The 18,508-nt window shown below is 69.5% G+C and carries 21 protein-coding genes and 1 pseudogene; 12 read left to right on the plus strand and 10 right to left on the minus strand.

Annotated elements, in window-relative coordinates; genetic code table 11:
* Positions 1–31: 31 nt before the first annotated feature.
* Positions 32–1,108, minus strand: a complete 1,077-nt coding sequence (gene mraY / locus L107_RS08635; RefSeq protein WP_159817903.1) for a phospho-N-acetylmuramoyl-pentapeptide-transferase — start codon at positions 1,106–1,108, stop codon at positions 32–34.
* 34 nt (positions 1,109–1,142) lie between these two features.
* Positions 1,143–1,394, minus strand: coding sequence for a DUF3134 family protein (locus L107_RS08640; RefSeq protein ID WP_159817905.1), 252 nt, complete (start codon positions 1,392–1,394; stop codon positions 1,143–1,145).
* A 53-nt stretch (positions 1,395–1,447) separates the two neighbouring features.
* Between L107_RS08640 and L107_RS08645 the strand changes: the two genes are divergently transcribed.
* The gene (locus L107_RS08645) at positions 1,448–1,660 is read left to right on the plus strand and encodes a hypothetical protein (RefSeq protein ID WP_159817907.1); all 213 of its coding nucleotides are present in this window, start codon (positions 1,448–1,450) and stop codon (positions 1,658–1,660) included.
* Between the two features lie 45 nt (positions 1,661–1,705).
* The gene (locus L107_RS08650) at positions 1,706–2,962 is read left to right on the plus strand and encodes an argininosuccinate synthase (RefSeq protein ID WP_159817909.1); all 1,257 of its coding nucleotides are present in this window, start codon (positions 1,706–1,708) and stop codon (positions 2,960–2,962) included.
* On the opposite strand, the gene L107_RS08655 is transcribed toward L107_RS08650, so the two are convergent.
* The 4 genes from L107_RS08655 to L107_RS08670 all read right to left on the minus strand — a co-directional run bounded on the left by L107_RS08655 (position 2,925) and on the right by L107_RS08670 (position 5,644).
* Entirely contained in the window at positions 2,925–3,578 is a 654-nt protein-coding gene (locus L107_RS08655; protein WP_159817911.1) for a hypothetical protein, read from the minus strand. The two genes, L107_RS08650 and L107_RS08655, sit on opposite strands and share 38 nt — an antisense overlap.
* A 192-nt stretch (positions 3,579–3,770) precedes the next feature.
* On the minus strand, positions 3,771–4,133 hold the full coding sequence (rpsF, locus tag L107_RS08660) for a 30S ribosomal protein S6 (RefSeq protein WP_015109956.1): 363 nt from the start codon (positions 4,131–4,133) through the stop codon (positions 3,771–3,773).
* 93 nt (positions 4,134–4,226) lie between these two features.
* On the minus strand, positions 4,227–4,694 hold the full coding sequence (locus L107_RS08665; RefSeq protein ID WP_159817913.1) for a Tic20 family protein: 468 nt from the start codon (positions 4,692–4,694) through the stop codon (positions 4,227–4,229).
* Between the two features lie 35 nt (positions 4,695–4,729).
* The gene (locus tag L107_RS08670) at positions 4,730–5,644 is read right to left on the minus strand and encodes a shikimate dehydrogenase (RefSeq protein WP_159817915.1); all 915 of its coding nucleotides are present in this window, start codon (positions 5,642–5,644) and stop codon (positions 4,730–4,732) included.
* Between the two features lie 176 nt (positions 5,645–5,820).
* On the opposite strand from L107_RS08670, the gene dnaK reads away from it, so the two are divergent.
* Positions 5,821–7,725: a molecular chaperone DnaK gene (gene dnaK / locus L107_RS08675; protein ID WP_159817917.1), complete on the plus strand. Its 1,905-nt coding sequence runs from the start codon at positions 5,821–5,823 to the stop codon at positions 7,723–7,725.
* Positions 7,726–7,800: 75 nt separating this feature from the next.
* On the opposite strand, the gene L107_RS08680 is transcribed toward dnaK, so the two are convergent.
* Together L107_RS08680 and psbQ are read right to left on the minus strand one after the other, a co-directional pair.
* Positions 7,801–8,904: an FAD-binding oxidoreductase gene (locus tag L107_RS08680; protein WP_159817919.1), complete on the minus strand. Its 1,104-nt coding sequence runs from the start codon at positions 8,902–8,904 to the stop codon at positions 7,801–7,803.
* 184 nt (positions 8,905–9,088) lie between these two features.
* Positions 9,089–9,544: pseudogene (psbQ, locus tag L107_RS08685) on the minus strand (photosystem II protein PsbQ); the annotation flags it as partial.
* Positions 9,545–9,668: 124 nt separating this feature from the next.
* On the opposite strand from psbQ, the gene purU reads away from it, so the two are divergent.
* Both purU and L107_RS08695 read left to right on the plus strand, forming a co-directional pair.
* A complete protein-coding gene (purU, locus tag L107_RS08690) occupies positions 9,669–10,523 on the plus strand; it encodes a formyltetrahydrofolate deformylase (RefSeq protein WP_159817923.1) in 855 nt (284 codons plus the stop codon).
* A 49-nt stretch (positions 10,524–10,572) separates the two neighbouring features.
* Complete coding sequence (locus L107_RS08695) at positions 10,573–11,853, plus strand: O-antigen ligase (protein ID WP_159817925.1); 1,281 nt, start codon at positions 10,573–10,575, stop codon at positions 11,851–11,853.
* Here the strand turns inward: L107_RS08695 and L107_RS08700 are convergent.
* Positions 11,780–13,420, minus strand: coding sequence for a radical SAM protein (locus L107_RS08700; protein ID WP_370515453.1), 1,641 nt, complete (start codon positions 13,418–13,420; stop codon positions 11,780–11,782). The two genes, L107_RS08695 and L107_RS08700, sit on opposite strands and share 74 nt — an antisense overlap.
* 121 nt (positions 13,421–13,541) lie before the next feature.
* Between L107_RS08700 and L107_RS08705 the strand changes: the two genes are divergently transcribed.
* The 7 genes from L107_RS08705 to L107_RS08730 all read left to right on the plus strand — a co-directional run bounded on the left by L107_RS08705 (position 13,542) and on the right by L107_RS08730 (position 17,495).
* Complete coding sequence (locus L107_RS08705; protein WP_159817927.1) at positions 13,542–14,630, plus strand: calcium/sodium antiporter; 1,089 nt, start codon at positions 13,542–13,544, stop codon at positions 14,628–14,630.
* Positions 14,631–14,787: 157 nt separating this feature from the next.
* Positions 14,788–14,952 (plus strand): hypothetical protein, encoded by a 165-nt coding sequence (locus L107_RS16645; RefSeq protein WP_236550590.1) that lies wholly within the window; start codon positions 14,788–14,790, stop codon positions 14,950–14,952.
* Positions 14,945–15,139, plus strand: a complete 195-nt coding sequence (locus L107_RS16650; RefSeq protein ID WP_236550591.1) for a hypothetical protein — start codon at positions 14,945–14,947, stop codon at positions 15,137–15,139. The genes L107_RS16645 and L107_RS16650 overlap by 8 nt, the downstream gene beginning before the upstream one ends.
* A 143-nt stretch (positions 15,140–15,282) precedes the next feature.
* On the plus strand, positions 15,283–15,606 hold the full coding sequence (locus L107_RS08715; RefSeq protein ID WP_236550592.1) for a type II toxin-antitoxin system RelE/ParE family toxin: 324 nt from the start codon (positions 15,283–15,285) through the stop codon (positions 15,604–15,606).
* Positions 15,606–15,914 carry an addiction module antidote protein gene (locus tag L107_RS08720; protein ID WP_159817929.1) on the plus strand — a complete coding sequence of 103 codons (309 nt, stop codon included), beginning with the start codon at positions 15,606–15,608 and terminating at the stop codon, positions 15,912–15,914. Before L107_RS08715 ends, L107_RS08720 begins: the two co-directional genes overlap by 1 nt.
* A 330-nt stretch (positions 15,915–16,244) precedes the next feature.
* A complete protein-coding gene (locus L107_RS08725) occupies positions 16,245–16,922 on the plus strand; it encodes a hypothetical protein (RefSeq protein ID WP_159817931.1) in 678 nt (225 codons plus the stop codon).
* A gap of 303 nt (positions 16,923–17,225) precedes the next feature.
* Complete coding sequence (locus L107_RS08730) at positions 17,226–17,495, plus strand: hypothetical protein (protein ID WP_159817933.1); 270 nt, start codon at positions 17,226–17,228, stop codon at positions 17,493–17,495.
* 6 nt (positions 17,496–17,501) lie between these two features.
* On the opposite strand, the gene L107_RS08735 is transcribed toward L107_RS08730, so the two are convergent.
* The gene (locus L107_RS08735) at positions 17,502–18,443 is read right to left on the minus strand and encodes a LysR family transcriptional regulator (RefSeq protein WP_236550593.1); all 942 of its coding nucleotides are present in this window, start codon (positions 18,441–18,443) and stop codon (positions 17,502–17,504) included.
* Positions 18,444–18,508: the final 65 nt, after the last annotated feature.

The following is an 18,508-nucleotide window of genomic DNA, read 5'->3' on the forward strand; positions in this document are numbered from 1 at the left end:
TCGCCGGGATCGGCGACAGGACAGCGGCTGCTCAGGGCAGCAGCACCAGCCCCACCAGCACCAGTATCAGGCTGGCGCCCCAGAGACCGAGCACCACCTGCTGCTCCGGCAGTCCCCCGAGTTCGAAGTGGTGGTGCAGCGGCGCCATGCGGAACAGGCGGCGCCCCTGGCCGTCGGGTCCCTTGGTGGCCTTGAACACCCCCACCTGCAGGATCACCGAGAGGGATTCGGCCAGGAACACCCCGCCCATCAGCAGCAGGGGCCAGAGGCTGTCGGTGAGCAGCGCCACCGAGGAGAGGGCCGCCCCCATGGCCAGGGAGCCGGTGTCGCCCATGAACACCCGCGCCGGATGGCGGTTCTGGCTGAGGAAGCCGAGCCAGCAGCCCGCCATGGCGGTGCAGAAGGCGGCCAGCACCGGATCGCCCCCGTGCCCCCGCAGCATCAGCTGCAGTCCCATGCCGGTGAACACCACGGCGCCGCAGCCGGCGGCCAGGCCGTCGAGCCCGTCGGTGAGGTTGGTGGCGTTGCTCTCGGCCAGGAACACGAACAGGGCCAGGGGCCAGATCAGCAGGCCGAGGGTCAGCACCCGGCCGAAGGGCAGCCCCAGATCCCCCGGCACCCCACCCCCCAGCCAGCCACCCTGGTGGGCCCAGACCAGGAAGCCGACGGCGGCCAGGGCCTGCAGCAGCAGCTTGCCCCGGGGGCTCAGGCCCGTGTTGGTGCGTCGGGTGAGGCTGCGCCAGTCGTCGACGGCGCCGATCGCCATGTAGGCCAGGGTGACCGCCGCCACCGCCAGCGGGCGGGGATCCTCCGGGCTGATCAGCCCCCCCACCAGCACCCCCACGGGCACCACCAGCAGGCCCCCCATGGTGGGGGTGCCCGCCTTGCTGTGGTGGGCCTGGGGCCCCTCATCGCGGATCACCTGGCCGAGCTTCAGGGCCCGCAGCCGCGGCACCCCGAGGGCCGCCACACCGGCGCTGACCAGGGCCGCCACCACCAGCGGCAGGGTCAGCATGGAATTGGCCACCAGGGCATCGCTGGCCAGGCAGGCGCCCAGCAGGATCAGGGCGAGCAGGGCCGCAGGCAGGCGGCCGTCGCGGGAGGCCATCGGAAACGCTGCAGGGTGGAGCCGGCGCGGGCCGTCAGTCCTCCCAGTCTTCCTCCGAGGGCTCGTCGGCCGGGTTGTAATCCTCCTTCTCGCCCATCAGCGCCGACAGCTCCTCCTCCTCCACCGTGCTCACATCGGTGCTGGCGGTCTCCTCGTCGGCGACCAGGCGGCCGCTGGCCTCCAGCAGGCTCAGCAGGTCGGGCTCATCCCGCAGCGGCAGCACCGGCGCCGGCTCGTTGCGCCCGTAGCGGGTCAGGGAGGGGTTGATGGTGTCGAGAATGCTCATGCCGTCAGGCTGGGTCGTCAAGGACCGACTCACCACTCTATCGCGCCGCCCCCATGACCCCGTCCAAGTTCCTGGAGGTGGGCCGGCTCTGGTCGGCGGCCCTCCTGCTCAGCACCCTGCTGGCCGCCGCCGGCCTGCGCTGGCCCCGGCCCCTGCCGGTCCAGCCGGCGCTGGTGGCCGCCCTGGTGCTGGGGCCGCCGCTGCTGCTGGCCCTGGTGGTGCTGCTGCGCTGGCGGCTGCCGCCGGCGGACCAGGGGGGAGAATGACCCCCAGGCGCCAGAATCGGGCGCCACAGCGCAGGAGCGGCACGGATGGCGACGTTGGGGCAGCAGGGGGCGGGCGCTGAATCGCCCGTGGGCACGCCGCGTGCCGAGCGGGTGGTGCTCGCCTATTCCGGTGGTGTCGACACCAGCGTCTGCATCCCCTACCTGATGCGCGAGTGGGGCGTGAAGGAGGTGATCACCTTCGCCGCCGACCTCGGCCAGGGGGATGAGCTCGAGCCGATCCGTCTCAAGGCCCTCGCCGCGGGCGCCAGCCAGTCGTTGGTGGACGATCTGATCGAGCCGTTCATCCGCGAGTTCGCCTTCCCGGCCATCCGCGCCAATGCCCTCTATGAGGGGCGCTACCCCCTCTCCACGGCCCTGGCCCGGCCCCTGATCGCCCGCCGCCTCGTCGAGGTGGCCCGCGAGGTGGGGGCCGACGCGGTGGCCCACGGCTGCACCGGCAAGGGCAACGACCAGGTGCGCTTCGACGTCGCCATCGGCGCCCTGGCCCCGGACCTCAAGGTGCTGGCCCCGGCCCGGGAGTGGGGCATGAGCCGGGAGGAGACGATCGCCTACGGCGAGCGCTGCGACATCCCGGCGCCGGTGAGCAAGAAGTCCCCCTACTCGATCGACCTCAACCTGCTGGGCCGCAGCATCGAGGCCGGCCCCCTGGAGGATCCGATGGTGGAGCCGCCGGAGGAGGTCTTCGCCATGACCCGGTCGGTGGCGGACGCCCCGGCCGAGGGGCAGGTGGTGGAGATCGCCTTCGAGCAGGGCAATCCGGTGGCCATCGACGGCGAGCGCCTCGATCCGGTCGCCCTCATCCGCCGGGCCAATGCCCTGGCGGGGGCCCATGGTTTCGGCCGCCTCGACATGATCGAGAACCGGGTGGTGGGCATCAAGAGCCGGGAGATCTACGAGACCCCGGGTCTGCTGCTGCTGATCCGGGCCCACCAGGAGCTGGAGAGCCTCACCCTGGCCGCCGACGTGCTGCGCTACAAGCGCCAGATCGAGATGAGCTGGGCGGATCTGGTGTACCAGGGCCTCTGGTTCGGGCCCCTGAAGGACGCCCTCGACGGCTTCCTCGACCGCACCCAGGCCACGGTCAACGGCCTGGTGCGGATCCGCCTGCAGAAGGGCAGCGCCACGGTGGTGGGACGCTCCAGCGCCAGCGACAGCCTCTACGTCCCCGACATGGCCACCTACGGCGCCGAGGACCTCTTCGACCACCGGGCCGCCGAGGGATTCATCTACGTCTGGGGGATGCCTACGCGGTTATGGGCCGCCCGTCGTCGTGGCGACTGATCTTCTGGGGCGCCCCTTCACCGCCGCGTCCCTCCCGATCCGAGCGGCTGGCGGCGTCCGGGCCCCCCAGCCGCAGGGCCCGCTTCAGGGCCTGGCCCCAGCCCTGCTTCCGGGCCACGGTGGGCACCAGCAGGGGCTGGGGGCGGCCTGATCCGGGGGGCGGCCCGTCGGCCGCGGCGGGGTTGAGGCTGTAGAGCCGATCCCGCAGGGCCTGGTTGTCGGCGAGCAGGTGCTTCTGGTGCTCCATCACCGTGGCCAGCCGCTGCTGGAACTTGCGCTCGAAGATCTCCGGCAGGTCCTCCAGCATTTCGTGCAGGGCCTTGAGCTCATCGCGGGCGGCGGCCAGCTCCATCTCCAGCTGCTGGGCGTCGGGGCCGGTGGTGGTGATGGCCAGGCTGGTGGGGCTGGCCGTGGTGGGGCCAGGGACGGCCGTCGCCGCTGCTCCCGGCGCAGCCGCGGCCCCAGGGGGGGCGGACGCCAGCGCATGGCCCAGGTCGTCAGCGACGGCCTCGTCGACGATGGGGGCCGGATCGTGGGAGGCGGGGACCTCCCCGAAACTGAAGCTGGTGGGCGGTGGCACCGAAACGGGGGCCACCGGCTGGCCGGGCGTCAGCACGGAGGCAGCCGGTGGCGGTGGACTGGAGGGCCAGGTGGAAGGGGGGAAGGCCGGCTGGGCCGGCAGCCCCCGTGACGCCGGTCTGCCTTCCGGGCCGGCCTCATCGCCGTCCGTGGACCTGTCCGTCGCCGTCATCGCCTAGCACCCATTGGGCGGACTGTAGGCCCAGTGATCCAGGGAGAACAAGCCGGTTCAGGCCGTCGCCGCTTCGGTGGGGGCCACCTCGACCGCCGCGCCGGGGACGCTGCGGGGCGGGGGCATGGGACCGTCCTGGATCACGGTGAGATAGCGGATCACGTCCTCGGAGAGACGCATGGCCCGCTCCAGCACGGCCACCTGCTGGCCGTCGCCGCTGTGGTTGAGCTGCACGTAGATACCTTCCCGATGCTTGGCGATCGGGTAGGCCAAGCGGCGCTTGCCGCGCATCTGGGTGTCGAGCACTTCGGCGCCGGCCTCGACGACGATGTCGCGGTACTTGGCGACGTGGGTCTCCACTTCCTCCTCCGGGATGTCCGGCCGGAGGATGTACATCGTTTCGTAATAGGGCTGCGTCATGGTCGCCTGGGGAGGGGCTGATGGGCACCGGGGCCCGTCAGCGACGGATTCCAGACCCTATCGCAGCGCCGTGGCCCCCGTCAGCGGAGCTGTTCAGTAGAGCTGCATCCGCACCGCCTCGGAGACGGTGGGAATGTCGGCCTCCTTGCCCCGCAGGCTCTGGACCACGGAGAACAGCACCAGCAGCACCGTGCCCAGGAAGATCGTGTTCGACAGGGTGCGGACGGCGAAGCCGGCGCCGAGGGGTGCCAGCACCGTGTCGAAGGCCAGGCTGAGCAGCACCAGCACGATGTCGATCAGGATCGCCTGCAGCACGTTGAAGCGGATCGGGTAGGGCACCCGGGGGTTGCGCACCACCAGCAGGAACAGCAGCAGGAACAGCACCAGGCCGCCGAAGGGAATGACCTGCTCCAGGAACACCAGGGGCAGGGCCGGCAGCGCCAGCCACTGCAGCAGCGGGAACATGTCGAACAGGGCCTGCCCGAAGCGCAGGGCATCGCTCAGGGGCAGCAGGTAGGCCAGGGCTCCCAGCAGCCGCTGCCAGATCGGGGGACCTTCCATGGGGCGCTGGCTCGGGGGCGGACGGTTCCCGCAGGCTAGGGGGGCCCCAGCCGGGCCAGGGCGGCCTCCCGCATGGCGATCACCGGCACGTCCGGCCGGCCGCTCCAGAGCCGCAGGGAGGCGGCCCCCTGCTGCACCAGCATCTCCAGGCCGTCGATGGTGCGGCAGCCCCGGGCCCCGGCCAGCCGCAGCAGGACCGTGGGCCGGGGTGTGTAGATCAGGTCGTAGACCGTGGCGGCCGGCCGCAGCAGGGCCACCTGCTCCGGGGTCAGGGGCGAGCGGCCCGCCGCCGCCGGATCCCCGCCGGAGGCCATGCCCACCGGGCTGGTGTTCACCACCAGGTCGGCGCCCGCCAGCGCCGCGGCCAGGGGATCCGGCTGACCTGCCGCCCCGGCTTCCCAGGCCAGGGGCTCCAGGCCGGGGGCCCAGTCGGCGCAGGAGGCGAGGAATCGCGCCAGGCGGCGGCCGTCGCGGCCCGCCACCCGGATGCGCTCCAGGCCCAGCTCCACCAGACCCGCCACCACCGCCCGGGCGCTGCCGCCGCAGCCCAGCACCAGGGCCTCGCGGGCGGCCAGGGACCGCAGCGGCGCCAGGAACCCCTCCACATCGGTGTTGGCACCCAGCCAGCCGCCGCCCTCCCGTCGCACCAGGGTGTTCACCGCCTCCAGCCGCCGCGCCAGGGGCGTCAGCTCCTGCGCCAGCGCGGCCGCGGCCTGCTTGTGGGGCAGGGTGACGTTGAGACCGCGGCAGTCGATCGCCTCCAGGCCCTGCAGCACCACGGTCAGGTCCGCCGCCGCCACCGGCAGGGCCAGGTAGGCCCAGTCGAGGCCCAGGGCGGCGAGGGCGGCGTTGTGCATCGCCGGCGAGAGGGAGTGGCGCACCGGATCCCCCAGCACCCCCGCCAGGGCGGTGCCACCACCGATCACCGGTGCTGCCTGTGGGGTCGCCATGGGCTCGGGGGAGCAGCTGCCGCCCGACCGTAGATCCCCCGGATCCCAGGCTCCGACAGGCCCAGACCCGCCCCCCGGTACGGCACCGGTTCGGGAACCACCCCTCGCCTGGGTGAACCCCGGATGCGGAAGATGGCTCCAGTCAGACATTCATCCACACCAGGAGGTGGTCATCCATGGGCAAGGTCGTCGGTATTGACCTCGGCACCACGAACAGCTGCGTCGCCGTGATGGAGGGCGGCAAGCCCACGGTGATCGCCAACGCCGAGGGCTTCCGCACGACGCCGTCGGTGGTGGCCTACACGAAGAACCAGGACAAGCTGGTCGGACAGATCGCCAAGCGCCAGGCGGTCATGAATCCGGAGAACACGTTCTATTCCGTCAAGCGCTTCATCGGCCGCCGGGTCGATGAGGTAAACGAGGAGTCGAAGGAAGTCAGCTACGGCGTCGAGAAGGCCGGCTCCAACGTCAAGATCAAGTGCCCAGTGCTCAGCAAGCAGTTCGCCCCCGAGGAGATCTCGGCCGAAGTGCTGCGCAAGCTGGCCGAGGACGCCGGCAAGTACCTGGGTGAAACCGTCACCCAGGCGGTGATCACCGTTCCGGCGTACTTCAACGACTCCCAGCGCCAGGCCACCAAGGACGCCGGCAAGATCGCCGGCCTCGAGGTGCTGCGCATCATCAACGAGCCCACCGCGGCCGCCCTGGCCTACGGCCTGGATCGCAAGAGCAACGAGCGCATCCTCGTCTTCGACCTCGGCGGCGGCACCTTCGACGTCTCCGTGCTGGAAGTGGGCGACGGTGTCTTCGAGGTGCTCTCCACCAGCGGTGACACCCACCTCGGCGGCGACGACTTCGACAAGGTGATCGTCGATCACCTGGCCGACAGCTTCAAGGCCAACGAGGGCATCGACCTGCGCCAGGACAAGCAGGCCCTGCAGCGCCTCACCGAGGCGGCCGAGAAGGCCAAGATCGAACTCTCCAGCGCCACCCAGGCCGAGATCAATCTGCCCTTCATCACCGCCACCCCCGAGGGCCCCAAGCACCTCGACCTCACCCTCACCCGGGCCAGGTTCGAGGAGCTGGCCTCCAAGCTGATCGACCGCTGCCGGGTGCCGGTGGAGCAGGCTCTCAAGGACGCCAAGCTCTCCACCAGCGAGCTCGACGAGATCGTCATGGTGGGCGGCTCCACCCGCATCCCCGCCGTGCTGGAGCTGGTCAAGCGGATCACCGGCAAGACCCCCAACCAGACCGTCAACCCCGATGAGGTGGTGGCCGTGGGTGCCGCCATCCAGGGCGGTGTGCTGGCCGGCGAGGTCAAGGACATCCTGCTGCTCGATGTCACCCCGCTTTCCCTGGGCGTGGAAACCCTCGGCGGCGTGATGACCAAGATGATCACCCGCAACACCACCATCCCCACCAAGAAGTCGGAGGTGTACTCCACCGCCGTCGACGGCCAGACGAACGTGGAGATCCACGTGCTGCAGGGCGAGCGGGAGATGGCCTCCGACAACAAGTCGCTGGGCACCTTCCGCCTCGACGGCATCCCCCCGGCCCCCCGTGGCGTGCCCCAGATCGAGGTCACCTTCGACATCGACGCCAACGGCATCCTCAGCGTCACCGCCAAGGACAAGGGCAGCGGCAAGGAGCAGAGCATCTCGATCACCGGCGCCTCCACCCTCAGCGACAACGAAGTCGACAAGATGGTGAAGGACGCGGAGGCCAACGCCGCCGCCGACAAGGAGAAGCGGGAGAAGATCGATCTGAGGAACCAGGCCGAGACCCTCATCTACCAGTCCGAGAAGCAGCTGGGCGAACTTGGCGACAAGGTGGCCGCCGAGGACAAGGCCAAGGTGGAGGGCTTCGCCAAGGACCTCAAGGAGGCCCTCGAGAAGGACGATTCCCCGGCCATCAAGGCCAGCCTCGAGGAACTCCAGAAAGCCCTCTATGCCGCCGGTGCCTCCGTGTACCAGCAGGCCGGCGCCGAGGGTGCCGCCGCCGGCGCCGCCCCCGGTGGCAATGGCAACGGCACCGCTTCGGCCGCCGATGACGTCATCGACGCCGAGTTCACCGAGAGCAAGTGATCCAACGGCCGAGTGCCGCCGATCCCACCACGGCCCCCCGCACCAGGGGGGCTTTTTTCATGGCTGCCGCCCCGTTCAGGCGCCGGAGGGGCGGGCCTCGATCTGGCCGGCCACCCAGGCGGCGCTGGCGGGGGCCAGCAGGATGCCGTTGCGGTAGTGGCCGCTCGCCATCAGCAGTCCCGGTGCCGGCTGCTCCAGCAGGGGGGCCGGCCGGCCGAGGGGGCGGGGGCGCAGGCCCTGCCAGCGGCGCACCACCCGCGCCTGCCGCAGCCACGCCGGTGCCGCCCCGCCCAGGTCCCGCAGCCCGCTGAGCTGGTCCGGGTCGGCCTCGCGGCCCGGCTCCAGGGTCGCCCCCAGCCACAGGCGCCGGCCCCCCTCCAGGTCGGGACGGGGCACCAGGTTGATGCCCCGCCACACCACCGCCCCGGGCCAGTGGGTCGGCAGAGGCCTGTCCAGCTCCAACTCCAGGGCCTGGCCCAGCACCGGCTCCAGCACCCAGGGGCCACCATCCCCGCCGGTCTCCACCCCCGCGGTCACCCCCGCCGCGGCCTCCAGCAGCCTGCCGCTGGCGTTGCCCGCCGCCAGCACCACCCACGCCGCCCGCTCCACGCCGCCACCGGCCAGCTCCACCCGCCAGCCGCCCCCTTCGGGCCGCAGGGCCACGGCCGTCTCCGTCCGCAGGGTCAGGCCCCGTTCGCGGCCGTCCGCCGCCAGGGCGGCCAGGGCCGATCCGGGATCGAGCTGGCCGTCGCGGCCGGAGTGGAGCCCGGCCAGCGTCGGCTGGGGCAGGCCGGGTTCGAGCTGATCCAGCCGCCGCCGGTCCCAGGGCTCCAGGGGCAGGCCCAGGGCCCGCTTGCGGGCCCCCAGTGCCGCGAGCCGTTCCTCCTCGGCCCCATCGGCCGCCAGCAGCAGCACCCCGGAGCGGTAGGGGATCGGATGGCCCCGCCGGGCCAGCTCGTGGCGCCACCGGCTCCAGAGCTCGAGGCTGCGCTGCCGCAGCTCCCAGGCCCGGCCCCGGTCGCGGTGGAAGCTGTCGGCCATCAGCACCCCGAGGGCGGCCAGGCTGCCGCTGCGCCCGGGGCCTTCGCCCCGGCCGGCGCCATCAAGCAGCAGCACCGTGTGGCCACGGCCCTGGAGCCACCAGGCGCAGGCCAGTCCCACGATCCCCCCTCCGACCACGATGACGGAGGTGCCGGAAGCGGCCGACGGGGACCCTGCCGCCTCAGGAGGGGTTGCGGGGCCCGTGGGGGGCGGATCAGGCGTCGTCGCCGCTGGCGACGGGCTGGGGCGCGGGGGTGGTGGGGGACGGGGCCGGCGGCACGGCGTTGGAGACCTTGGCTTCGGCGGCGAAGGTCTCGGCCAAGGCGATGGCCTCGGCGGGGATCACCTCGGCATAGGAGCTGAAGCCGGTGGCCACCTTGATGTAGTCCTTGCGCAGGTTCTCACCGTCCTGCAGACGGGCGGCCTCATCGAGCTTGGCCAGGGACGCCTTCAGCTTGGTGGCCCGCTTGGTCGCCTCGGCCCGGTCGGCCGGCAGCAGGCGCTGGTTGATGTAGAGCATCTGACGGCCCAGATCCTGCATCGGACCGTGGATCAGGTTGCGGGTGAACACCCAGTTGCGGTCGTTGACCAGGTCGGCCAGTTCCGGCAGGCGCTCCTTCGCGGCCAGGAACCCTTCGGCCTGGCGGGCGATCAGGGTCATGTCCTCCGGGCTGATCGTCGGCGGCTTGCGGGTCTGGTCGCCCGAGCAGGCCACCAGGGAAACGCTGAGCACCAGGGCCACGGCGAGCAGGCTGAGGCGGCGCAGGACACCCATCAGGGAGAGGGGCGCAGGGATCGACGCGACGGCCATGGGACGGTGCAGTGACGTGGCTGGCGCCGTGACTTTACCGGCCCGACTGCGCCACGATGCAGCTTCCGACCGATCCGTTCCGGATTCATTGATGCGTTGCCCCACGGCGATCCTGCAGCTGATCTGCCCCGATCGGCCAGGGCTGGTGAGCGAACTTTCGGGCTGGGTGGCCGCCAACGGCGGCAACATCCTCCATGCCGACCACCACACCGATGCGGGGGCGGGGCTGTTCCTGAGCCGGATCGAATGGGCCCTGGAGGGGTTCGGCCTGCCCCGTGAGGCGATCGTTCCCGCCGTCGCGGCCCTGGCGGGGCGCCTCAGTGGCGAGGGCCAGGTGCATTTCTCCGATGCCCTGCCCCGGGTGGCGATCTTCGTCAGCCGCCAGGACCACTGCCTGGTGGACCTGCTCTGGCGCACCCGCTCCGGGGAGCTGCCGATGCAGGTGCCCCTGGTGATCTCCAACCACCCCGACCTGGAGGCGCTGGCGGACGATTTCGGCGCCCGCTTCGTGCATCTGCCGGTCACGGCGGCCACCAGGGCGGAGGTGGAGCAGGCCCAGCTGGCCCTGCTGGAGGAGGAGCGGATCGAGCTGGTGGTGCTGGCCAAGTACATGCAGGTGCTCAGCCCCGCGTTCCTGGACCGCTTCTCCCAGGTGATCAACATCCACCACTCCTTCCTGCCGGCCTTCCAGGGGGCCCAGCCCTACCACCGGGCGTGGGAGCGGGGGGTCAAGCTGATCGGCGCCACCGCCCACTTCGTCACCGAGGAGCTGGACGGGGGGCCGATCATCGAGCAGGCCACCATGCACGTGGGCCATCGCGACGAGGTGGAGGACCTGATCCGCAAGGGGCGCGACACCGAACGGCTGGCCCTGGCCCGGGCGGTGCGCCTGTTTCTGCGCCGCCAGGTGATGGTCTACCGGGGCCGGACCGCCGTGTTTGATTGACCCTTGCCCCGGGACCCGCCGCCGGTCCTTTGCTGCCGCCGCCGCTCCGGTGATCCGTTTTTCCGCCCTCGACGAGCGCCTGATGGCGCCCAAGCCGGCCGCCGCCACGCCCCTGGGCTGGCGCTGCTTCCAGCTGGGGATGGTCCTGCTGGCCAGCAGCGCCTTCCTGGCCGGTCTGGCCCTGCTGCTGGCCCTGATCCTGGGCAGCCGCGGTCGCCGCCCGGTCCTGGCCGACCGGGCCAACGTGGTGCTGCTGGCGGCGGCGGTGCTGATGGTGCTGGGCTGCTTCCGGGCCGCCAGCAATGACCTGGCCTGGCTGGGGCTGGGCAACTGGCTGCCCTTCTTCTGGGGCTTCTGGGGCTTCCAGGTGTATCTCGGCACCCCCGCCGCCCGCCGCCGGGTGGCCCTGGCCCTGGTGGCCGGTACGGTGCCGGTGATCCTCACCGGCCTGGGCCAGATCTGGTGGGGCTGGAGCGGCCCGTTCCAGGCGCTGGGCGGCCTGATCATCTGGCACATCAAGGCCGGCGGCAACCCGCCGGAGCGGCTGGCCGGCCTGTTCGACTACGCCAACATCGCCGGGGCCTGGCTGGTGCTGGCCTGGCCCTTCACCCTGGCGGCGCTGATGGAGGGGGGCCTGAGCTGGCGGCGCCGGGGGGTGGTGCTGGCGATCGCCGCCGGCCTGGTGGCGGCCGTGTTCCTCACCGATTCCCGCAATGCCTGGGGGGCCCTGATGCTGGCGGTGCCCGTGGTGGCCGGGCCCGGCAGCTGGCTGTGGCTGCTGCCGGTGCTGCTGGTGGTGCTGGCGGTGATCGGCCTCTCCACCCTGCCCTGGGTGCCGGCGGCCCCGCAGGAGCTGGCCCGGCAGCTGGTGCCCGAGGCGATCTGGGGCCGGCTGATCGATCTTGACCACGGCGGCCAGCGGCCGCTGGCGATCACCCGCCTGGCCCAGTGGCAGGTGGCCCTGGGGCTCATCGCCGAACGGCCCTGGCTGGGCTGGGGGGCCGCCGCCTTCAGCATCATCTACCCGATGCGCACCGGCTTCTGGCACGGCCACCCCCACAACCTGCCGATCGATCTGGCGATGAGCCACGGGGTGCCGGTCGCCGTCCTGGTGGTGGGCCTGGTGCTGTGGCTGCTGGGTCGCGCCGGCTGGCTGGGCATGGCCGGCGGCACCCTGTTCGACCGGGCCTGGTGGGCCGCGGCCCTGGTGCTGGTGGCCCTGCACGCCACCGACATCCCCCTCTATGACAGCCGCGTCAATGTGGCGGGCTGGGTGCTGCTGGCGGGTCTGCGCTGCTACCGCCGGCCAGCGCCTCCTGCCGATGCCTGAGCAGGGTGGCGGGCGGCAGGGGACCCTCCAGGTGGTTCCAGGGCAGCACCCGCTGCTCGTCCCAGTTGGCATGGATCACCTCTTCCCAGGGGGGCGGCGCCGGCAGGGGCACGGGCAGATCGGCGGGGGCCGTCGCCTCCCCGGCCCGCACCGCCCGGTAGGCCCTCTTCCAGCCGCCCTGGCTGTCGTGGCGGCCGCGGGCCGCGGCGATCACGGGGGCCAGGCGCCGGTCGCTGCGGGAGAGCAGGGCCTGGATGATGCTCCAGCCGTAGCTCTCGGGTCGCAGTTCGATGCCCTTGGGCTGCAGGCGCCGGGCCAGCCGCTGCAGGCGCTTCTCCGCCTCCGGGCGGACTCCTTCCCACTGGAAGGGGGTGTGGGCCTTGGGCACGAAGGTGCTCACCCCGAGGCTGAGCCGCAGGCCCGGGGTGGCCTTCCTGAGGGCCAGCAGCAGGTCGGCGGTGGCGTCGATGTCGGCCTCCTCCTCGCTCGGCAGGCCCGCCATGCCGTAGAGCTTCAGGCCGCTGAGGCCCCCTTCCTTCGCGTAGCGGGCCGCCGCGAAGATCTCCTCGCCGCTCAGCTTCTTGTTCACCACACGCCGCATGCGCTCGCTGCCGCTCTCGATCGCGATCGTGAGTGACTTGCTGCCCCGCCGGGCCAGGATCCGCCCCAGCTGGGGGGTCACCGTGGCGGCCCGCACCGAGCTGACGCTGACCCGGGTGCCCTCGAATCGGTCCTGATCCAGCCAGCTCAGCAGGTCGGCGAACTGGGGGTGCTGGGTCACCGAGGCCCCCAGCAGGCCGAGGCGCTGGGTCACCGCCAGGCCCGTCTCCACCGCCGGGATCAGCCCATCATCGAGGGAGGCGGTGCGGAACGGCAGGGTCATGTAGCTGGCCAGGCAGAAGCGGCACAGCTCCGGGCAGCTGCGGGCCACCTCCACCATGTGGATCGAGGGCCAGGCCGCCTCCGGCGTGATCACCGTGGAATGGCTGAGGGTGTTGCCGCGCCAGGTCTGCTTGGTGATGGTGGCCGGCACCTCGGCGGCGGTGGGCTCCACACCGAGCAGGGCGCCATCGCTGTCGTAGCGGGGGGCATACAGGGATGGCACGTAGACCCCGGGAACCCGGGCCAGCCGCCGCAGGCGTTCGGGCCGGGGCAGGGCGCGGGCCGCCTGGAGGGCGTCGATGAAGGCGGGCAGCAGCAGCTCGCCGTCCCCCAGCAGCACCACGTCAAAGAAGGGGGCCAGGGGTTCGGGGTTGGCGGTGAGCACCGGGCCACCGCCGAACACGATCGGGTCGTCCTCCCCCCGCTGGTGACTCCACAGGGGGATACCCTGCCGCTCCAGCAGGTCGAGCAGCACCGGTCCGTCCAGCTCCCAGCTGAGCGAGAGGCCGAACAGGTCGCAATGGCGGTGCGGCGGGTCCCCCCGGTCGGTGAACAGCCGGCGCACGTCGAGGTCGCCGCGGCGCGCCAGGCTGGCCCACACCACCTGGTAGCCCAGGCTGGTGATCCCCACCGAATAGCTGCTCGGGAAGGCCAGCACCGTGCGCAGGGCATCGGCGGCCGGCACGGCGGGTTTGAACAGCAGCGTTTCCTGGTTCAGGGGGGCGGCGGGACGGGGAGGTCCAGCGTGTCACTTCCGGTGGCGCGGTGGGGTCTCCCTAAGATCGAGCGCCTGACGATGGACCTCCATGCCCACGCTGCCCAGTTTCGTCGAGATCATCCTCGGGATCCTGGTGCTGTTCGGCGGCGGGGAACTGTTCGTGGCCGGTGCGGTGGCCCTGTCCCTGCTGCTGGGCATCCCCCAGCTGGTGATCGGCCTGACGGTGGTGTCCCTCGGCACCAGCGCCCCGGAACTGTTCGTGAGTCTGATCTCCACTCTCCAGGGGGATGCGGACCTGGCGGTCAGCAACGTGGTGGGCAGCAACATCTTCAACATCCTGGTGGTGCTTGGCGCCAGCGCGGCCATCGTTCCCTTGCGCGTCAGGAGCCGTCTGGTGCGGCGGGACGTGCCCTTGCTGCTGGGCATCTCCATGGCCGTCTGGGGCATGGCCTCGGGGGGCCGACTCACCTGGCAGGCGGGGGTGGCGCTGCTGTTCGCGATGGTGGCCAATCTCGTCTGGGAGATCCGCACCGCCTCGGAGGATTCCGAGGACGACGACAACGAAGCGGAACGGGCCACCCCGCTGGTGGCCGCCCTGAAGCTTGCCGCTGGCCTGGCCCTGCTGGTGCTCGGCTCCCAGCTGCTGGTGCGGGGGGCCACCACGGCCGCCGTGGCCCTGGGGGTGAGCCAGACGGTGATCGGCCTGACGATCGTGGCGGCCGGCACCTCCATGCCCGAGCTGGTCACCTCCGTGGTGGCCGCCTATCGGGGCAAGGCCGACCTGGCTATCGGCAATGTGGTGGGCAGCAACCTGCTCAACCAGGTGGTGATCCTGGGCCTCTGTGCCGTGGTGTCCGGCGGTAAGGGGCTGGCGGTGGACCCGGTGATGATCAGCCGCGACCTGCCGATCATGGTGGCCAGCACCCTGGCCTGCCTGCCGATCTTCTGGTCCAACGGTGTGATCAGCCGCCTCGAGGGCTGGCTGCTGCTGGGCCTCTACGGGCTCTATCTGGTGGAGCAGGTCCTGGCCGCCGTCGCCGGCGGCGAGATCGTCGACAACACCTACCGGTTCGTGGTGCTGGTGGCGGTGCTGCCGCTGCTGATGGTGTTCCTGGTCTGGCAGGTGCTGCGCTGGAGGCAGCAGCGCAAGCTCCTGGCCGTTCAAGGCGGCGAATAGGAGGACGGCAGGCCTGGCTTGGTGTGAGTCGCGCCGATAGGCCCTTGGGTTCAGCGGCGGTCGCGTTTTGCCATGGTCTCCCCCTCCGCACCCCCGTTCGTGCCTCCTCCGATTCCCTGGCCAAGCCCTCGCACGCCTCTGTGCCGACGCCGAGCGATTGGGTGGCGCCCGCTGGCACGTGTTCGGCGATGTGGCCCGCGAGGGGAAGGTGCTGCCGGCTGAGGACTCGGCCCTGCTGCTGTCGATCGTGCGCCGCCATCTGCGTACGTTGCGGATCGGGCTGGATCGTGCTGAGCAATCGTCGACCGCCTCGGGTGCATGAACTGAGCGACCTGGCCTCTGTGGCGGGTCAGCCCCTGGAGCCCCCGCTTGAGGCGTTGCAGGAGTTCGCTGGGGTGGTCTGCTACGAGGAAGGGCCCTTCCCCCAGCCGACGGTGCGATCGGAGTTGCCGGCGCTGCTGGAGGCCGGACTGGAACGCTGCGAGCGGGCCGTGGCGGGGTTGGGTTGAACGGCCAAGTCCGCGGGCGCCGGGGATTTTGCGCATCGAGCGAGGGTGACGCTGGGTGAAGCTTCGTGCTGGGTTTTTCCGTAAGACCCGGCTCCCATGCGGTGGGATTGGGTCCAACCAGTCATTGGTTGGGGTGTCTGCGGATGGCCTGGTTGGGCCAGCGCGGGTTCAGGATGTTTCTCCGGGTCTGCCTAAGTCGATGGGTTGCGGGTCTCCGTGACCTGAGAGCCCGGGCGAAGGTTCTGGCCAGGATCGAGCGCCTCATCGGCGGCAATCCTGGCGACGTCAAGCCCATTGGGGCCGGTGTGTCGGAGTTTCGGATCAACTACGGCCCTGGATACAGGGTCTACTACCTGCAGAGGGGAACCGAGTTGATCATCCTTTTGGCTGGCGGAGACAAGAGCTCACAAGCCGAGGACATTGATGAGGCCCTTCTGTTGGCAGCCAACCTGCCGGATGAGACCTGATGAAACTCACCACCACCCCTTACGATGTTGCCGAGCATCTCCGAACACCTGAGGAGATGGCGGCCTACCTGGAAGCCTGCATCGAGGAGGCGGATGGAGATGCTGCTTTCATTGCCAAGGCCCTGGGCGCCATTGCTCGGGCCCAGGGGATGACCCAGGTGGCAAGAGACTCAGGATTATCCAGGGAGAGTCTCTATGAGGCCTTGTCTGGAGAGCGCAGTCCGAGCTTTGATACCATCCTGAAGGTGATCACCGCCCTGGGTCTGAAGTTGAGCGCGAGTGTGAGAAGCGAGGCTGAGGTGACTTGAACTTTGCAGATGAGGCGTAGGTTGGCCAATGGTGCCTGTGGTGATCCGACACCTTCGAACAAGCCCCTTGAGTGCACAGGCCACCACGAGTTCACTTCTGGCACCAGATGCTCTTGGCCTGCCACTCAGGGGCAGCATTGGCTCAAGAGCTCACTCCACTCTTCTCAACAACTCGGCACTGGCCGCCCAGTTCTTCCATCGGCGGTCAGAATTTTTCCCTAGATCAGGCGACGTAAGGTATGCATTGGCCCTGAGAAAAGACCGATGTGTGCTCCCCTCCCCTTAGCTGCCGCTGGCCTTCTGGCTATCAGCTTCCCGGCAGGGGTTGCCGTGGCTCAGAGCGCGATCGAGGGTCAGAGGGTCACGTTTCGAGCCGGAGCTGATGCCACCCTGCTGAAGGGCCAGCTCAAGGGCGACCAGACCATCGATTACGTTCTCCGGGCCGGCGCCGGTCAGACCCTGACCGTGGAACTCAAGGGTTCCAACCCGCAGAGCGACTTCAACGTGATGGCGGCCGGGACCGACACCGCCCTGTTCATCGGCAGCAGCTCCGGCCATCGCTTCCGGGGCCTCCTGCCCAGCGATGGCGATGTGAGGCTGAGGGTGTATCTCATGCGGCCGGCGGCGCGCCGCAATGAATCCAGTAGCTACAGCCTCAAGGTGGGGATCACTGGAGCTCCCCTCGCCCCGGTTGCCGCGTCCCGCGACGCCCTGATCCCAGGCACGCCGTACCACGCCTCTGCGGAGGTTCCCTGTGGCTCCGGGAGTAGCGTCAAGGCCACCAGGTGCAAGGCCTCCGTGATCCGCCGGGCCAACAACAGCGCCACGGTGGTGGTCACCAACCCCGAGGGCCAGAAGCGCCAGTTCCTGTTCGTGAAGGGCAAGGCTGTCGCTTCCGATCAGCCTGAGAGGCTCACGGTGCAGCGGCGCGGCGATGGGTCGGTGCTGCTGCTTGGCGAGAACGTCGAGCGCTACGAGATTGTCGACGCCCTGGTGGTGGGGGGATGAGGCTCCAGCTCCTGGTCAGGGATTGCGCGCCCTACACCTCCGCCAGCACCACCACCACGCTCACCACACGGCCAGAGTCCTCGTAGCCATCGATCTGTCGAAGTTGAGGCAGCGGTAGAGCCGGTGGGAGCGGGGATCGATCCAGGCCGTGGCGTTCTCCAGGTACTCGGCCGGCCCGGGATGCGGCCCAGCAGGGCGCACATCTTCGGCTGCAGTTCGCCGAAAGATCAACACTCCTGGGAGAGTTCAGTCGTGGAGGGTGCTGAAGGACCCAGGCGTACCGGAGGGTCCCAGCCCCACTCCATGAAACCCTCCGAGAACATCGGCCTGCTGGGGCAGGATTGGGCGATCTCCGCTGTCCAGCCCATGGCGGTGTTCTCCGTGGCCGGTGTTCGTGCCGTGATCCCTCTGGACGGGGAGGACACCGCTCACAAGGCCACCGTGATGGAGGCCGCCCTTCCGCTTGGGTCAATTGAACTGGCATGCCACAGAAGAGACCCGTTGAGTGGAAAAGTCGAAAAGATCCCCCCATCAAGAGTGGCAGTCAGGGAGTGCCACCCGACGGCAGTGTGATGCAGTTCAGTCCTTGGAGGGGGAATAACCTGTGTCCGTACATGTCCAGACCTGTTGAGCCATTGCTTTGATTGCGTCGCGCAACCAGCGATTGGCTTCATCTTGATCACTTAATGTGCTCCATAGCATGGAAACCATCCACGGCTTTGTTCTGACTGGCAGCTCAAAAACCGATAAATTGCAGATAGCTGCTAAACGAAGGGCAATACGGTGTGGAAGTGCTGCGACCAAATCGCTCGATGCGATCGCAAATGGCAGCACCATCATATGCGGAGTTGTGAAGGCAATCTTGCGTTCTAAATCTTTCTCATTCAATGCTATGTCGATGGCACCAGTTGAGTCTCTGCGTAAAGTTGTGAGCGCGTGGGAGAGCTGGGCAAAGACTTCTAAACTCATCATTCCTTGCTGAAGGGCAGGATGCCCTTGACGGGCGACTCCCACAAAACGTTCTTCAAAGATAGGTTCCCATTTTGTTTTTCGCGGCGGATCGGGGAAAACACCCACCGCCACATCAATCTTTCCTTGCTCCAGTAGATCTCCAACGCTGTCCTTCTCAAACCCAATCATCTGAAAGTTAATGGAGGGAGCCGCTTTCTGTCTCAACTCCAGTAGCTGTGGCACCAGGACAAAGCTGGTGTAGTCCGAACTGCCGATGGCAAAGGTGCGCTCGCTCGATGCTGGCTCGAAAGTCTGGCTGGCGCTGATGGTCTGGCGAATCTGCTGCAAAGCTGCCAGAAGGCCTGGTGCGATGGCTTGGGCTTTGAGCGTTGGCTGCATCTGCCGTCCCAGCCGCACAAACAACTCATCCTGAAACAATAGACGCAGACGACTGAGTGCTGCACTCATCGCAGGCTGGCCAATCTGAAGCTGCTCCGCAGCTTTCGTTACGCTGCGCTGCTCAAGTAGGGCTTCAAAGGCAACCAATAGATTCAAGTCAATCGCCGCCAAGCTTATCGATTTCATTGATAGTCTTTATCGAAAAGATTGACGTGGTAAAATGGAAGGCGCTTGTT

The organism is Cyanobium sp. Copco_Reservoir_LC18, from assembly GCF_009834675.1.
Classification (GTDB): Bacteria; Cyanobacteriota; Cyanobacteriia; order PCC-6307; family Cyanobiaceae; genus Cyanobium; species Cyanobium minutissimum.

Coding starts and splice junctions, on each gene's coding strand:
- mraY (WP_159817903.1), bottom strand. CDS start 1,108: ATGGCCTCCCGCGACGGCCGCCTGCCTGCGGCCCTGCTCGCCCTGATC.
- L107_RS08640 (WP_159817905.1), bottom strand. CDS start 1,394: ATGAGCATTCTCGACACCATCAACCCCTCCCTGACCCGCTACGGGCGC.
- L107_RS08645 (WP_159817907.1), top strand. CDS start 1,448: ATGACCCCGTCCAAGTTCCTGGAGGTGGGCCGGCTCTGGTCGGCGGCC.
- L107_RS08650 (WP_159817909.1), top strand. CDS start 1,706: ATGGCGACGTTGGGGCAGCAGGGGGCGGGCGCTGAATCGCCCGTGGGC.
- rpsF (WP_015109956.1), bottom strand. CDS start 4,133: ATGACGCAGCCCTATTACGAAACGATGTACATCCTCCGGCCGGACATC.
- L107_RS08665 (WP_159817913.1), bottom strand. CDS start 4,694: ATGGAAGGTCCCCCGATCTGGCAGCGGCTGCTGGGAGCCCTGGCCTAC.
- L107_RS08670 (WP_159817915.1), bottom strand. CDS start 5,644: ATGGCGACCCCACAGGCAGCACCGGTGATCGGTGGTGGCACCGCCCTG.
- dnaK (WP_159817917.1), top strand. CDS start 5,821: ATGGGCAAGGTCGTCGGTATTGACCTCGGCACCACGAACAGCTGCGTC.
- purU (WP_159817923.1), top strand. CDS start 9,669: ATGCGTTGCCCCACGGCGATCCTGCAGCTGATCTGCCCCGATCGGCCA.
- L107_RS08705 (WP_159817927.1), top strand. CDS start 13,542: ATGCCCACGCTGCCCAGTTTCGTCGAGATCATCCTCGGGATCCTGGTG.
- L107_RS08715 (WP_236550592.1), top strand. CDS start 15,283: ATGGCCTGGTTGGGCCAGCGCGGGTTCAGGATGTTTCTCCGGGTCTGC.
- L107_RS08720 (WP_159817929.1), top strand. CDS start 15,606: ATGAAACTCACCACCACCCCTTACGATGTTGCCGAGCATCTCCGAACA.
- L107_RS08730 (WP_159817933.1), top strand. CDS start 17,226: ATGAAACCCTCCGAGAACATCGGCCTGCTGGGGCAGGATTGGGCGATC.